We start from the raw sequence: 14,161 nt of genomic DNA on the forward strand, positions 1-14,161 counted from the left end.
TTTTCCAAAGCAGATTCAATCTTTCAATTTCATAATGATTGCAAAAAATATAATTACAATTCGGTAGTATTAAATAATTGATTTGATAAATGTTGCAAAACACGTCGAAGGATATTGTAATTTTCTCTATTTATGTGATAGTTATGGAAAATCTTGAGGTTAATGTTATACCTTATTTTACATTGACTCAGGTTAAATATTAGAAAAGTTGCTTTATATAGTGGCTAATTTTAGCTGTGTTAATGTATAAGGATAGGTCGTAAAATGAGTCAAATAGAAAATAACTCATACCATTTTAAAACGCATTCCGACCTAAAAAACATAATAGGTCAAGATTTAATCAACGATGATAATATTGCAATTATCGAGCTCGTTAAAAATGGAATTGATGCAAATGCAGAAAATATTAAAGTTACATTTAGTGAAAAAAAGAAGTCAATAATTGTATTTGACAATGGTCACGGAATGTCACTTTCTGACTTAGAAAATAAGTGGCTCAACATTGCTTATTCAGAAAAAAAAAGTATAAAAATAAAAAATAGATTGCTTGCAGGCAATAAAGGAGTTGGTAGATTCGCATGTGATAGACTTGGTCAAAAATTGGATCTATTCACCAAAAAAAATAATAATTCCATTTTGCATCTATCACTAAATTGGAAGAGTTTTGAAGGGTTGGAAGAACATAACTCAGTAATTCAAGCTGTAGACATAAGCATAAATGAAACAACGATTGAATATGTTGAAGAAAACACAGGTTTTAATATTAACGATAATGGCACCATATTATTAATAACTGATTTAAGACAATCATGGGATCGCGATAAATTACTTTCTTTAAAGCGTCACTTACAGAGTTTCGTTAATCCAATAGCAGCCTTTGATAATTCAATTGTTAATATAGAATTGATTTCTTTAGATGAACTCAAAGATGATTCAACTTTAGATGAACACTTAAAAATTAATGGCATCATTGAAAATACTGTCTTTGAGAAATTAAAGTTCAACACTACATATATTGAGTCGAAAATAAATGACACAGGTGAAATATTAACAACGGAGTTATTTCATGATGGTGTTAGGATTTATAAAATAGTTGAAAAAAATACTTTATTTGACAAAATAAAAAATACATCTGTAGTTCTGCACTTTATGAACCCATATAAGAAAGCATACTTTAAAAGACAGACAGGATTGACTGTCGTAGAATTTGGCTCTGTTTTCCTTTTTATTAATGGATATAGAGTATCGCCATATGGTGATAGAGATAATGATTGGTTACAGTTAAACAGTCGAAAAGCCCAAGGCCAAAGTAGATATTTTGGTAATAGAGATTTATTAGGAGTTATTAATATAATAGATAACGAAAACAATTTTAGAATTGTTTCAAACAGAGAGGGCGTTGCTAAAAATGAACCATTTACTCAACTTACTAAGAAACCAGATGGATTGATAATAAAACAGATATCCAGATTGGAAAAATTTGTCATTGAAGGACTATCTTGGGATCAAGTCCCTGAGTCTACAAGAAAAATATTGTCATCTGGCGTCATTCCTGGTGATGTTAATATGCCTGAGGGTGAAACATACTCAGAATCATCACAAAGTAAAAGAAGAAGAATAGCCCTAGATCTTTTCAAGATTGTTGACGCACCGCCTTTAACAACGTTATCACTTGACATATCGCCAGAGGTTTTAGACTCACTTTCATTAGAGAAAGAGGAAAACGTTGCTGCAATACTTAAAAAATTTGACGCATTTGAAGGGAATGTGATAGGGCATGATGTAAAACTTGCATTAAATAAAATACATGACGAATTTGAGAAACAAAAGGTTGCGTTAACAAAAGCGAATAAAACCGTCTCTCTCAAAGAACGTCATGTAACAAAACTCATCGAGGTAGCTAGAAATTTATCAAGTGATAATAAACAATTAGAAAAAAAAATAAAAACACAAGAGTCAGAGGTTTTATTTTCAAGGTTATCATCAGGTTCAGATTATGAGCAATTACTACTCTTACATCATCAATCAAAACTAAAGGCTCATACGGTTAAAGGATTTTTAGACCAAGCGATAAATAAACTTAAAGCAACGGATGATAATGAAAAAGTTTTTGAATTATTAGAAAAAGCACTATTGAATACAAAAAAAATAATAACAGTAAATAATTTTGCTACCAAAGCAAACTTTAAAATGAAAACAGATATTTTAAATACTGATATAGCCAGCTTCATTCAGCAATATATTGAAAATGTAGCATCAGAAAATGCAGCCCAAAATTTAAAGACTCATGTTTATCGTGATTTTTCCGAGCCGTTTATTGTTAAATTTAAACCAATAGAAATAGCAATAATTTTTGATAATCTTGCTAGTAACAGTACTAGAGCTAAAGCCAAAAATTTTAATGTTGGATTGTCTTTACTTTCTGAGAATCAATTAGAAATATTAGTTTCAGATGATGGAACCGGAGTTAATTCTAGTATTAACCCTATATCTGCAATATTTGAACGAGGTGTTACTACAACGAATGGTTCTGGACTTGGATTATATCATGTGAAACAAACCATTAGTCAACTTAATGGCAATATAGAATTAATTGATACAAATAAAAAAGGGTTCAGTTTAGCTATGAGGATTTTTAAATGAGTATTACTTTTAATATTCTTTGGGTTGAGGATGATAAAGAGTATCTCCAAAGTTCCAATGTGGGATTGATAGATGAACATATCAACTCACATGGATTTAAAGTAAAAATAGAGTATAGATCAAGCGAAACTGAAATTAATATGGACGTTGATGGGCGTTTATATGACCTTATTGTATTAGATTACAATATCACTCAAGACGGAAAAAATGGGGCTGATGTTATACGCTCTGTTAGAGATAAGCATTGTTTAACAGAGGTTATTTTTTATTCTGGATATGGTCCTAATTTCTTAAAAAAAGTAGCTTACGACGAAGATTTGGAAGGTGTATATTTCTCAGGAAAAGACTCAGAGGTTTTACTCTATAAAATGTGTAACGTCTTTGATCTAAAAATGAGGCGCTTGATAGATTTAGATAACATTAGAGGGCTAGTAATGTCTGGAGTTGCTGACCTCGACCGCCAACTCCTTGATATTATTTTAAAATTCAATAATAAAATAGTTAATGAACATCAATTAGAATTGAGAAAGAAAATCGTCGATAAAATGATGCCTTCTTATAAAGATATAAAGAAACTATTTTCTTCAGAGGAAATTTTGTTAAAAAAATCATTTAATGACTCTTTAGATAAATTAAAGAATCTGGAACCAAATCCATTGGAACAATTGATTTACAATAGAGCATTTAGTAGTTTTAAACGCATTGAAACAGTTAAGAGCCTATGTGATAAACATGCTAATACACACGAACAAAAGACGCTCATAGAAGACATCTTTCATTTGCTAGATTGGCGAAATGCCTTAGCCCATCAAAATCCAACTATTAGAGAAAATGAAAGTATTTTCACTGTCGGAAAACAGGAAATACCATTTAATCAAGAAGAATCAAAAAAAATACTATGCCAACTTATTGCTATAGAAAGTAGAATAGATACATTTGCAGCAGTAATTGAAGGTTTAAATTAGAAAATGAAAAATGCAATTATATTTGATCTTGACGGCACCCTAGCAAACATAGATAGAAGACGACTTCTTTTAAATCAGAAGCCTAAAAATTGGGATTTGTTTTTTGAAGGCATGATAAATGATGAGCCTAACAGGCCAATTATTGAGCTATATAATGCATTAAGTTTAACTAAAAAATACTCGATGTTAATAGTTAGTGGTCGCCCAGAAAGATATATAAGTGAAACCCAATGCTGGTTGTATAAAAATAACATTGAGTTTGATAAATTATATATGAGAGCAGATAAAGATAGACGTGATGATTCATTAATAAAGCAAGATATTCTCAATTCAATTTTATCTAATGGATTCAAGATTATACTTTCAGTTGATGACCGCTCATCAGTTGTGGCTATGTGGAGAAAAAATGGAATAACTTGTCTTCAGTGTGCCGATGGGAATTTTTAATTTGACGCATGGGGTATTTACTCTAGTATCCCATTGAATTTTAAATTAGAATAATATAATGATTTTAAATAAAGAACTAACTATATGAATTTTATAGATTTATTTTCTGGATGTGGTGGTTTTTCTCTTGGTCTTCTTAAGGCTGGATTAACAGGCAGACTAGCCGTCGAAAAAAATCAAGATGCTTTCGAAACGCTGAAACGCAACCTGATTGAAGGTAATAAATTTAGTTATAGTTGGGAGAGTGAAAAAATATCACTCGATAATCATGACATTCATACACTATTAGACAAATACTCGTCTTATTTATCTGAGCTTGGTGATGGCAAAGAAATAGATCTAGTTGTTGGTGGCCCTCCATGTCAGGGATTTTCAAGTGCTGGTCGACGAAATCCATTAGATCCGCGAAATCAATTAGCCTATGATTATTTAAAAGTGGTTTCTTTAGTGCAGCCAAAATATCTTATTCTAGAGAATGTCGTAGGCATACAATATTCTTTTAAAGGCCAAACAGATTCGCCAGTATCTTTAAAAATTAAACATGAATTATCAATTTTAGGCTATCTCCCAATAAGCTTAGTTGAAGATTGTGCTGATTGGGGGGTTCCTCAGCATCGGCGGAGATTTATTCTTTTGGGAATTAATATTGAGTTATTTGGCTTTGACTCAAATAATTATTCACCACAACAAATAATTGAGCTTGGCAATAAATTGGCACCATCACTTAAAGTTGATCTGGAAAGATTTCAAGTTAACTTCTTAAAATCAAAAGGATTAAAAAAGAAACAATCGACCTCTGATGCTATTTCTGACCTAAAAGCATTCGATGATTTGTCTAGTCCTTTAGCAATGACTATTGCCGAAGACGCCCCAGGTTCTCGATTCAAGCGTATAAAAAAACTTCCCCCATCGGAATCTAAATATCAGAAACTGATGCGAAAAGAGTTTAATAAAAATAATACAACACCGTCAGGGTTAAGATTAGCAAATCATTCACAATATGTTATTAATAAATTTAAGAAAATTTTAGTTGATATAGATAACCCTATTTTTCAGAAGGAATATTCGCTTTCCCGTGGAAGAACTATTCCAGCTATATACGCTAATAAAATAATGAATACAAAAAAAGCAATAATGCGGGTTCTTGATCCTAACAAACCCTCGGTTACTGTAACAACATTACCAGACGATATTCTGCATTATGATGAACCACGTATTCTTACCGTTAGAGAATGCGCACGCCTACAATCTTTTCCTGATTGGTTCGATTTTTCTGGTTCATATACTACTGGCGGTCAACGTCGCAAGGTCAGTTGCCCAAAATACACACAAGTTGGTAATGCTGTTCCACCATTGATGGCAGAAGGAATGGGACTTTTTATCTGCCAAGAAATTGATAATTTCATCCAAAAACACCGCTCCATTTTCGAAGAGAATGAGTAGAAATTGAATTAAATTTTAGTACTCAATACCGCACAAATTTGCACAATTTTTTTGATGCTATTTACCCCCTTTCAGCCCAGAACTGGCGCGGCTTGCCGCCAGTTGCACAAATGCACAAAAAGCGACCCTTTTTGTGTGCAGGCGTGGAGGGGAGACAATCGCGCGCTGAAGGGTCTAAGGGAGGTCGGGCACCTCCGGCTGATGCGCCGCTTGTGGGTCATGGTGATGTGCATTCGGGTGATGGGTGTCGTGATCGGATGCGTGAGGCGTGCACCTTGCTATGGGCCGCACAGCGCGTTATAGCGTGATGGGGAAATTGCACGCGGCGCAGGGCGCGCCGGTGTGGGTATGGATGAAAATTATTGAATGAATCGGTGGGTCAAACTTAAATTTCGGCCAGTGCGTAGGGGTTGAACCGGAATACATCCACACCCAACCAGTCATTCAGGGCTTTCAGATCTTCCATGATGGGATACAGCTCGTTGATGGCGAACACCTTCGCGGCTTTTTCAACATCCCCAAAGCCACGGGTATTGGTCGGCATGATCCCCATCAGTTGCGGCGGTACCCGGTGTGCGGCAAGCAAATCATCGCGGGTCACGTTCTTGATGCCGTTAAATTCATCTTTGGCGGTTATTTCACTAAACGGCATAATTTGCAGGCCGTCTTTCTTCCCGCCTGCCACGTACACAAATACGTTCTTGAATGCCCCCTTACCCCGCCCGTCAATTGCTCGGCATCACAAAAAAAAGACAGTGATAATGTGCTCAGTCAGGTGTTTGACTTTATCGCCCGTGGCTAACATTACGCTGGGATGAAAAACTCCGCTGGATCGCGTATATTTGTTTTATCTGCATTTCTATATGCACTACCGGAGATCGTAATGGCTAATGTAATGACGAGTCTGGCTGAGAAAAAACAATACTTCGACCGTGTGAAGTTAGAAAACTATCGCCAAAGTATGCGTTTGGAAGGCTTGAACAGTACCAATCAAACGTTGCCAACCTCAAAGAACGAAAGGGCTAAACTGAAGCAAAGCCTAATGAATAAATACGCCACCAAAAGCCAGCCGAGTTAGCGGTGAACAGCGATAAATACGGTGACGGCCCAGATCCTTATACCTATCCGAACAGTCAGGTGTTAATCAATAAATTCGGCATTACTGATGATGACCAATTTATTGAGATGGAAAAAGATTTTTCCGAGCTGGCGATTATGGAGATCGAATTTAGCCCGCCACCCTATGATTTGCGCTATTGGTGCGCGCTGCATCAAGCCTTGTTTGGCGATATTTATCATTGGGCCGGAGAGCTGAGAACCATTGATATATCCAAAGGCACTACCCGATTTTGCAATATCAATCGCATTACACCTGAAGCTAACCGACTGTTTAACCAACTGGCACAAGAAAATTATCTGGTTGGTCTGCCCTATGACTCGCTGATTGTAAAACTGGCTGAGTACTAGTCTGATCTTAATGTTATCCACCCTTTCCGTGAAGGTAATGGCAGGGCGCAGCGGTTGCTGTTCGAACACATTATTATCAATTGCGGCTTTCAAATATCCTTTGCTGGCATCAACCCCGATGAATGGATTCAGGCCAATATTGATGGCTACCATTGCCGTTATCAACGCATGACTGCGTTATTCGCTCGCTGTATTAGTTAAACCACCCCGATATTTCCCGCTAAAAGTTGTCACAGTCCCCCTACAACTGCCGCGCGTTGCACCCCTGCCTGCGCGCGTAAACAATACCGTTACGCTGAATAACGAGTATTGACCGCCATGACCAACGCCGAAATCTATCGCCTGATAATGAATCTGATCCGTTTCGGTATCGTGGAGCAGGTGAATTTGGCCCTTGATCCGCCCAAAGCCCGCGTGCGCTGCGGTGAATTACTGACCGACTGGTTGCCGTGGTCTGTCCGTCGCGCCGAAAAGGCCCGCACATGGTGGCCGCCGACCGAAGGGGAACAGGTCATTATTCTGGCTGCTGGCGGCGAGTTATCCGCCGGTGTGATCATTGCGGCCCTGCATCAAAAAAGCGCCTCGGCTCCGATTAAAACCGCCAATACCCAGCACGCTAACCGGCAATACCAAAGAGAATTACCACCAGTGCCAGAACCTGCTTTGCAGTTGTACGTTCACCACACTGCAATCAGTCGATAAAATCCTGTCCCGCCCCAGCCGTAATAATACCGCAACCCTACCCCGCGATCTGTTTCTGCCAGGGCATCTGGGTAACGACCAATTTGATTTGGGTTTTTGATACTCCCCCGCTTTCAATCAGCCTGCCGCGTGCGGGCTTTTTTGTATCTGAAGGTGGTCAATCTTTGAGTGGAGGTCATAATGTGGACATTAAAAATAAATAATTCAATAAAATCAACGTGAAAAAGATAAAAAAAGGGAGGCTCTCGCCTCCCCTTTGCACTCCCCAAACCTGAATTAATGGTTACGAATATATTCGTCCATATCTGTTTTCAGGTTATCTGATTTAGTCCCGAAGATAGCCTGAACACCAGAACCTGCGACCACTACACCCGCAGCACCCAGTCTCTTCAGACCAGGTTGGTCAACCTTGGAAACATCCGCCACGCTGACACGCAGACGGGTAATACAAGCATCCAGGTTAGTGATGTTCTCTTTACCACCAAACGCATTTACCAGTGCCGCTGACATTTCTGTGCCGCCCTGGACAGTTTGCTCAGTGGTTGTCTCTTCACGACCCGGTGTTTTCAGGTCCAGTTTGGTAATCAGCACACGGAAGATGGTGTAGTACACCAGACCGTAGCAAATACCCACCAGAGGGAACAGCCAGATACGGCTACTGTTACCACTGAGAACAATGAAGTCAATCAAACCATGGGAGAAGCTGGTACCGTCACGCATCCCAAGCAGAATACAGATTGGGAACGCCAGACCGGCCAAAATTGCATGGATAACATACAAAATTGGTGCCACGAACATGAAGGAGAATTCAATTGGTTCGGTGATACCCGTCAGGAATGAGGTCAGTGCTGCGGAGATCATGATCCCGCCCACTTTAGCGCGGTTTTCCGGTTTGGCTGAATGCCAAATCGCAATTGCAGCGGCTGGCAGACCGTACATTTTGAACAGGAAACCACCCGACAGTTTACCGGCAGTTGGGTCACCCGCCATGTAACGTGGAATGTCACCGTGGAATACCTGACCTGCTGCGTTGGTGTATTCACCAATTTGCATTTGGAATGGTACGTTCCAGATATGGTGCAGACCGAATGGTACCAGCGCACGTTCAACTACGCCGTAGATACCAAAAGCAACGACTGAGTTCTGGTAAGCCGCCCATTGGGAGAAGGTCTGGATCGCAGTACCGATAGGTGGCCATACGAAGGACAGGATCACACCAACGAAGATAGCGGTGAAACCAGAAATAATCGGAACAAAGCGTTTGCCCGCAAAGAAACCGAGATATTCAGGTAACTGAATACGGTAGAAGCGGTTGAACATGTAGGCGGCTATAGCACCTGCAATAATCCCGCCCAGTACCCCAGTATCGGCTAAATGTTTGGCCGCAATTTCTTCTGCTGGCAGATGCAAGACCAGAGGCGCTACCACAGCCATGGTTTTCACCATGATGCCGTAAGCAACAACTGCCGCCAACGCGGATACACCGTCGTTATTGGTAAAGCCGAGTGCAACGCCAATAGCAAAGATTAATGCCATGTTAGCAAAGACGGAACCGCCCGCTTCTGCCATTACGTGAGAGACTACTGTTGGTAGCCAGCTAAAATTCGCGGAACCGACACCCAGCAGAATACCTGCGATGGGTAAGACGGATACCGGTAGCATTAGCGATTTACCTACCTTTTGCAGGTTTGCAAATGCGTTCTTAAACATAGTTGAGTGTGCTCCTGAGTAATAGTGCTTTTCTGCTGTTTCTCGCGTTTATTGGCATTACAAAGGGGGGAGTAAGCCTTTGCGAATAAGGGTGTCTAAAGCACCCTTTTAATTTTTACGAAGAGTAAAATAAATAGCCTGCTTAATGTTTGATGGCAGTCACGTTTCTTTCAAGAAAGCGCTTAACTTGCATCAAATCGCGCATTTTTTGTAAAAAAACGTCAACAAGACCTGCCCTCACCCAATAAATCGGGTGAGAACATTACTCGTTCCGGGGATTAATTACGAGCTTAAAAAAAAGTATTATTAAGGATGCTAGCTATTTTCACTGGCGAGCCGGGAAGGATCCAGATGAAATAACCGGCAGAAGTTGTCAGTCGTCGCCTGCGCCAGTGATTCAAGACTCACGCCTTTCAGCACTGCCATATACTCTGCAACATCACGGACATAGGCTGGTTGATTCTCTTTGCCACGATGGGGAACCGGAGCCAGATAAGGTGAATCGGTTTCTACTAATATCCGATCCAGCGGAACATAACGGGCCACATCACGCAGTTGTTCCGCATTACGAAAAGTGAGAATCCCCGAGAATGAGATATAAAAACCGAGGTCTAACAGCGTTGCTGCCGTGGCTTTGTCTTCTGTAAAGCAATGTAAAACACCACCACACTCCTGCGCCTGCTCTTCCTGCAAAATTGCGAGTGTATCTTCACGCGCATCGCGGGTATGCACAATCACCGGTTTGTTTAATTCACGACCAATACGAATATGTTCACGGAAAGAGGCTTGTTGCAGCGGGATATTATCTTGCTGATAAAAATAATCCAGCCCGGTCTCGCCCATCGCCACCACATTATCTGCCGCGGCAAGACTTCTGAGTTGCTGGAAATCATAGCCACCATCGAGATTCAGCGGATGAACACCACATGAAAATGCCACATTTTGGCGTTCGCCAATAAGGGATGTCATGGCAGAAAAGCCCGGTAACGTAGTGGCGACCGCCAGGACGAAACCGACATCCCGCGCATTTGCTTTGGCTAATACATCATCGACGCTGCTGTGCAGCGTCTGGTAATCAAGGCTATCAAGATGGCAGTGTGAATCTACTAACAACATAATATTAAACTCTTCCATACTTTTCATAATTGTAGCCGCAGGGGTGTTAGCTATATTCGTTACTCGGCCCATCCTTCGGCCAGCCGCTGCAACGCCAATTACGTTGAGTGTACAATCAAGGTGAGGTGGAGTAGGTGCCGGTGGATAACGCGGTTTCCCAGTTAAGTAGCAACTCAGTGAGTAACAATTCACGGTTGACACCGACGACAGATAATAATTGATGACGGCATTTTGCCAGTTGTTGCGTTGACTGAAGCAACACCGGTGTGGTGGCTACGAGCGCCAACTGTTGTACCAGCGACAATTGATCCTGATTAACCGCAAACTCGCCAGCACCTTGTTGCCATTTCAAAGCATCCAGCAGCAGCGAAGAGAGCCATTGGAGACGTTCAGCCGCATCATCATGGTTCAACTGCACTAACAGGGAAAGTAGATCCGAACTGTTCAATGCACTACTGAGCGCGTTACACAGCGCATTTCGTAGAGTCCAGCGCTCCGGTTGCAACAACCGCTCGGCTGCCAAGGGTGCGCCCTCACTCAATTTAAGCGCGGCCAGCGCCGTCACCGGTTCTGCCTGAATCTGGCGTTGCAGCCATTGCAAACTGAGTGCGGTTTCCGGGCAGGCCAAATACCAGTAAAAACAGCGGCTACGCAGCGTAGCTAACAAACTGGCGGGTTGATGGCAGTCCAGCAGGAAATAGGTTTTCTCCGGTGGCTCTTCCAAGGTTTTCAATAAGGCATTTGCCGCCGCATCGGTCAACAGTTCGGCGTGTGGCAACCACACCACCTTAGCCCCACCTTGTTGTGCATGGGAATAGAGCTTATCTATCTGCTGACGCACTAATTCGACCCCAATGCTGCTTTTACCTTTTTCCGGTGCCACTACATACCAGTCCGGGTGGTTGCCCGCCAGCATTAAACGGCAGCTATGGCATTCACCACAACTTTTCTCACCTTGCCGCTGCTGGCACATCAGCCAGCGGCTGAGGCCATAAATCAACGCCTCTTCACCATTACCGGGCAAGGAGTGGAGTAACAACGCGTGGTGCCCGCGCCCGGCAGTATGCTGCCCTATCAACTGGCGATAAGGGGCCGTAAGCCACGGATACCATTTCATTATGCGGTTTCCCGGCTGGCCAGCCATTGAGTCAGTACCCGGCTGATTGATGTGCTCACTTGCTCAAGAGATTGGGAGGCATCGATGGTTTTTATGCTGCTATCAGCGGCGGCCAGTTCGAGATAGCGTGCCCGCGTGCGTTCAAAAAAGGCCAGCGACTCTTGTTCAATACGATCCAACTCGCCACGGGCACGAGCGCGTGCTAAACCGACCACAGGCGGCAGATCAAGATACAGCGTTAGATCAGGGCGGAATTCACCCAATACGGTATCACGCAGTGACGTCATCAGTTGGCTATCAATGCCACGCCCTCCTCCCTGATACGCCTGAGATGAGAGATCATGGCGATCACCCACCACCCAACTGCCTCGAGCCAACGCCGGTTTAATTACATTCTCAACTAATTGTACTCGCGCGGCATACAGCATCAGCACTTCGGCTTTATCTGTCAGGACTTCACCATCAATACCTTGTTTAATCAAATCACGCAGTTTTTCTGCCAATGGTGTTCCACCCGGCTCCCGGGTGAAAACAATATCGTTAATCCCTTGGGCGCGCAGCGTGGCAACCACGGTGTCTCTGGCGGTGGTTTTCCCTGCCCCTTCCAGCCCTTCAATAACGATAAATTTACTGTTCATTCTTATCCTTAAGCGATTGACGATAGACCCGTACCGCTTGGTTATGACTGGCTAAATTGGTGGTGAATGTATGCCCGCCCTTACCATCTGCCACAAAGTAGAGATAGGCGGTTTTGGCCGGATGCGCGGCAGCCGTCAGTGATGCCAGCCCCGGCATGGCTATTGGGGTAGGCGGCAAACCAGAAATCACATAGGTATTATAAGGTGTTGGTGTATCTAAGTCTTTACGACTAATGTTGCCATTATACTTGTCACCCATACCATAAATAACTGTAGGGTCAGTTTGCAGGCGCATACCAATCCGCAGACGGTTAATAAACACCGATGCGACTTTAGTGCGTTCTTCATTTACTGCGGTTTCTTTTTCGATGATAGATGCCATGGTGACCAGCTCACCCGGTGTCTTATAGGGTAAAGATTCCTCTCGCCCTTGCCAAATTTCATCAACCGTCTTTTCCATCTTCGCATGGGCACGTTTGAGTAAGGCCAGATCGGTCGTCCCGGCGGTATAGGAGTAGGTATCAGGATAGAGCCAACCCTCAGGGTGAACACTGTCTTTTAACCCCAGTAACACCGCAATCTCACTATCACTTTTGCCGGCCAAAACATGTTTTACGTATTTCGACTGCTGCAACTCATCCAGCCAGTCACGTAACCGCTTGCCCTCAATAAAGCGCACGGTAAATTGTGCTTCTTTACCACTGGCGAGTAATTCCAGCATGCCGCGCACCGTCATGCCAGGGGTAAAACGGTAAGTCCCCGCCTTAAATTTTGCCAACTCAGGCTCTATACGCAACAGCCAGGGGAACAAACGGGTGTTTTTAATCACGTGGTCACGTTGCAGTAAATTCTCCAATGCGACCCGCCCCGTACCGGCGGGGAGTTTAAAGATGGTTTCTTGCTGGATAGCCAGCGGCTGGTCCGCAAAGTGTTGTATTTTCTGATAACCCAACAGCACTAATCCCAAACAGATAGCGGCAAAAAGGATTACAACTCGGGTGCTTTTTATTTTCATCGGGTGGCCATCTTCAAATTAAAGGTAGTCATCAACGCTATACATTAAAACCAACATGCTGCTGAGACCATCAGTTATGCATCGCAACAATGCTGATTCAGGAAATCAAACAACTGACGCGAGTGATAAAGCCATTTATCGGCGCGGTTCACAGGCAGTAGCGGCATCAGCGCGTTGCACACGATAATTTCATCCGCATCAGCCAGTGCCTCCAGTGGTTGCGTCACAAGCGCTACCTGCTGCCCATGTCCGGCCAGACAGGTAATAATCATCTGGCGCATGATGCCATCAACACCCGACAGGCTTAAGTCCGGGGTAAATATTGCGCCACCTTTACGCCAGAATAAATTAGCCGCACAGCATTCCACCAGCAGGCCCGCAGTGTCAAGCACCAGTGCCTCATCAGCCTCTGTCTGCTCAAGATGCGCACGAATCAACACTTGTTCAAGGCGATTTAGATGCTTAACACCCGCCAGCAATGGGCTGCGAGCTAATGTCACCGGGCTTAATGTCAATGAAATACCCCGCTCACGCCAACTATGATAATGCGCCGGATAATCACTAAGCGAAATAATGCGCGTAGGGTGCTGACAAGCAGTACCGCTGTAGCCGCGCCCACCGCTACCCCGGCTAATAATCACTTTCAGTACCCCATCTTCAGTATGGTTTGCCGCCTCGACCATTTCTTTAGTCAAGGCATTCCAGTTTACTGTCGGCATCAACAAGCGTTCGGTTGCCTGTTGCAAGCGCAGTATATGTTTATCAAGCCACACTACCCGACCATGAGATACCCTTGCCGTCGTAAAGCAGCCATCACCAAACTGCACTGAGCGGTCTGACGCTGAAATCAAATTTTGCTCTATACCATTAATCCAGAACATTCAGACTCTCTTTAAAT

At 42.7% G+C, this 14,161-nt stretch carries 13 protein-coding genes and 2 pseudogenes; 8 read left to right on the forward strand and 7 right to left on the reverse strand.

Going from position 1 to position 14,161, the window contains the following annotated elements; translation table 11 throughout:
• Nucleotides 1-264: 264 nt before the first annotated feature.
• From Q2T71_RS12295 to Q2T71_RS12310, 4 genes are all read left to right on the forward strand, one after another.
• A complete protein-coding gene (locus tag Q2T71_RS12295) occupies nucleotides 265-2,643 on the forward strand; it encodes a sensor histidine kinase (protein WP_372559265.1) in 2,379 nt (792 codons plus the stop codon).
• Complete coding sequence (locus Q2T71_RS12300) at nucleotides 2,640-3,608, forward strand: response regulator (protein ID WP_050941968.1); 969 nt, start codon at nucleotides 2,640-2,642, stop codon at nucleotides 3,606-3,608. The genes Q2T71_RS12295 and Q2T71_RS12300 overlap by 4 nt, the downstream gene beginning before the upstream one ends.
• A 3-nt stretch (nucleotides 3,609-3,611) precedes the next feature.
• On the forward strand, nucleotides 3,612-4,055 hold the full coding sequence (locus Q2T71_RS12305; RefSeq protein ID WP_372559266.1) for a hypothetical protein: 444 nt from the start codon (nucleotides 3,612-3,614) through the stop codon (nucleotides 4,053-4,055).
• An 84-nt stretch (nucleotides 4,056-4,139) separates the two neighbouring features.
• A complete protein-coding gene (locus Q2T71_RS12310) occupies nucleotides 4,140-5,498 on the forward strand; it encodes a DNA cytosine methyltransferase (RefSeq protein WP_372559267.1) in 1,359 nt (452 codons plus the stop codon).
• Between the two features lie 385 nt (nucleotides 5,499-5,883).
• Here the strand turns inward: Q2T71_RS12310 and Q2T71_RS12315 are convergent.
• Nucleotides 5,884-6,225: pseudogene (locus Q2T71_RS12315) on the reverse strand (phage portal protein); the annotation flags it as partial.
• Nucleotides 6,226-6,381: 156 nt separating this feature from the next.
• On the opposite strand from Q2T71_RS12315, the gene Q2T71_RS12320 reads away from it, so the two are divergent.
• From Q2T71_RS12320 to Q2T71_RS12335, 4 genes and pseudogenes are all read left to right on the forward strand, one after another.
• Entirely contained in the window at nucleotides 6,382-6,576 is a 195-nt protein-coding gene (locus tag Q2T71_RS12320; protein ID WP_372559268.1) for a YhfG family protein, read from the forward strand.
• A 2-nt stretch (nucleotides 6,577-6,578) separates the two neighbouring features.
• A pseudogene (locus tag Q2T71_RS12325) lies at nucleotides 6,579-7,166 on the forward strand (Fic/DOC family protein).
• 117 nt (nucleotides 7,167-7,283) lie between these two features.
• Nucleotides 7,284-7,667 (forward strand): phage baseplate assembly protein V, encoded by a 384-nt coding sequence (locus tag Q2T71_RS12330; protein WP_372559269.1) that lies wholly within the window; start codon nucleotides 7,284-7,286, stop codon nucleotides 7,665-7,667.
• A complete protein-coding gene (locus tag Q2T71_RS12335) occupies nucleotides 7,624-7,767 on the forward strand; it encodes a hypothetical protein (protein WP_372559914.1) in 144 nt (47 codons plus the stop codon). Before Q2T71_RS12330 ends, Q2T71_RS12335 begins: the two co-directional genes overlap by 44 nt.
• 176 nt (nucleotides 7,768-7,943) lie before the next feature.
• On the opposite strand, the gene ptsG is transcribed toward Q2T71_RS12335, so the two are convergent.
• The 6 genes from ptsG to pabC form a co-directional block, all read right to left on the reverse strand.
• Complete coding sequence (ptsG, locus tag Q2T71_RS12340; RefSeq protein ID WP_083158528.1) at nucleotides 7,944-9,377, reverse strand: PTS glucose transporter subunit IIBC; 1,434 nt, start codon at nucleotides 9,375-9,377, stop codon at nucleotides 7,944-7,946.
• Between the two features lie 315 nt (nucleotides 9,378-9,692).
• Nucleotides 9,693-10,493, reverse strand: coding sequence for a metal-dependent hydrolase (locus Q2T71_RS12345; RefSeq protein ID WP_083163574.1), 801 nt, complete (start codon nucleotides 10,491-10,493; stop codon nucleotides 9,693-9,695).
• Nucleotides 10,494-10,608: 115 nt separating this feature from the next.
• Nucleotides 10,609-11,610 carry a DNA polymerase III subunit delta' gene (gene holB / locus Q2T71_RS12350; RefSeq protein ID WP_372559270.1) on the reverse strand — a complete coding sequence of 334 codons (1,002 nt, stop codon included), beginning with the start codon at nucleotides 11,608-11,610 and terminating at the stop codon, nucleotides 10,609-10,611.
• Nucleotides 11,610-12,248, reverse strand: a complete 639-nt coding sequence (tmk, locus tag Q2T71_RS12355) for a dTMP kinase (protein WP_083158526.1) — start codon at nucleotides 12,246-12,248, stop codon at nucleotides 11,610-11,612. The genes holB and tmk overlap by 1 nt, the downstream gene beginning before the upstream one ends.
• Nucleotides 12,238-13,263: an endolytic transglycosylase MltG gene (mltG, locus tag Q2T71_RS12360; RefSeq protein ID WP_372559271.1), complete on the reverse strand. Its 1,026-nt coding sequence runs from the start codon at nucleotides 13,261-13,263 to the stop codon at nucleotides 12,238-12,240. Before mltG ends, tmk begins: the two co-directional genes overlap by 11 nt.
• Before the next feature lie 74 nt (nucleotides 13,264-13,337).
• Nucleotides 13,338-14,144: an aminodeoxychorismate lyase gene (gene pabC, locus Q2T71_RS12365; RefSeq protein WP_372559272.1), complete on the reverse strand. Its 807-nt coding sequence runs from the start codon at nucleotides 14,142-14,144 to the stop codon at nucleotides 13,338-13,340.
• Between the last annotated feature and the right edge of the window lie 17 nt (nucleotides 14,145-14,161).

It is taken from the genome of Yersinia sp. 1652 StPb PI (genome assembly GCF_041538345.1).
Lineage (GTDB): Bacteria > Pseudomonadota > Gammaproteobacteria > Enterobacterales > Enterobacteriaceae > Yersinia > Yersinia enterocolitica_E.

Excerpts from the sequence above, each read along its gene's own strand:
- Q2T71_RS12295 (WP_372559265.1), top strand. The coding sequence starts at position 265 with ATGAGTCAAATAGAAAATAACTCATACCATTTTAAAACGCATTCCGAC.
- Q2T71_RS12300 (WP_050941968.1), top strand. The coding sequence starts at position 2,640 with ATGAGTATTACTTTTAATATTCTTTGGGTTGAGGATGATAAAGAGTAT.
- Q2T71_RS12305 (WP_372559266.1), top strand. The coding sequence starts at position 3,612 with ATGAAAAATGCAATTATATTTGATCTTGACGGCACCCTAGCAAACATA.
- Q2T71_RS12310 (WP_372559267.1), top strand. The coding sequence starts at position 4,140 with ATGAATTTTATAGATTTATTTTCTGGATGTGGTGGTTTTTCTCTTGGT.
- Q2T71_RS12320 (WP_372559268.1), top strand. The coding sequence starts at position 6,382 with ATGGCTAATGTAATGACGAGTCTGGCTGAGAAAAAACAATACTTCGAC.
- Q2T71_RS12330 (WP_372559269.1), top strand. The coding sequence starts at position 7,284 with ATGACCAACGCCGAAATCTATCGCCTGATAATGAATCTGATCCGTTTC.
- ptsG (WP_083158528.1), bottom strand. The coding sequence starts at position 9,377 with ATGTTTAAGAACGCATTTGCAAACCTGCAAAAGGTAGGTAAATCGCTA.
- Q2T71_RS12345 (WP_083163574.1), bottom strand. The coding sequence starts at position 10,493 with ATGTTGTTAGTAGATTCACACTGCCATCTTGATAGCCTTGATTACCAG.
- holB (WP_372559270.1), bottom strand. The coding sequence starts at position 11,610 with ATGAAATGGTATCCGTGGCTTACGGCCCCTTATCGCCAGTTGATAGGG.
- tmk (WP_083158526.1), bottom strand. The coding sequence starts at position 12,248 with ATGAACAGTAAATTTATCGTTATTGAAGGGCTGGAAGGGGCAGGGAAA.
- mltG (WP_372559271.1), bottom strand. The coding sequence starts at position 13,263 with ATGAAAATAAAAAGCACCCGAGTTGTAATCCTTTTTGCCGCTATCTGT.
- pabC (WP_372559272.1), bottom strand. The coding sequence starts at position 14,144 with ATGTTCTGGATTAATGGTATAGAGCAAAATTTGATTTCAGCGTCAGAC.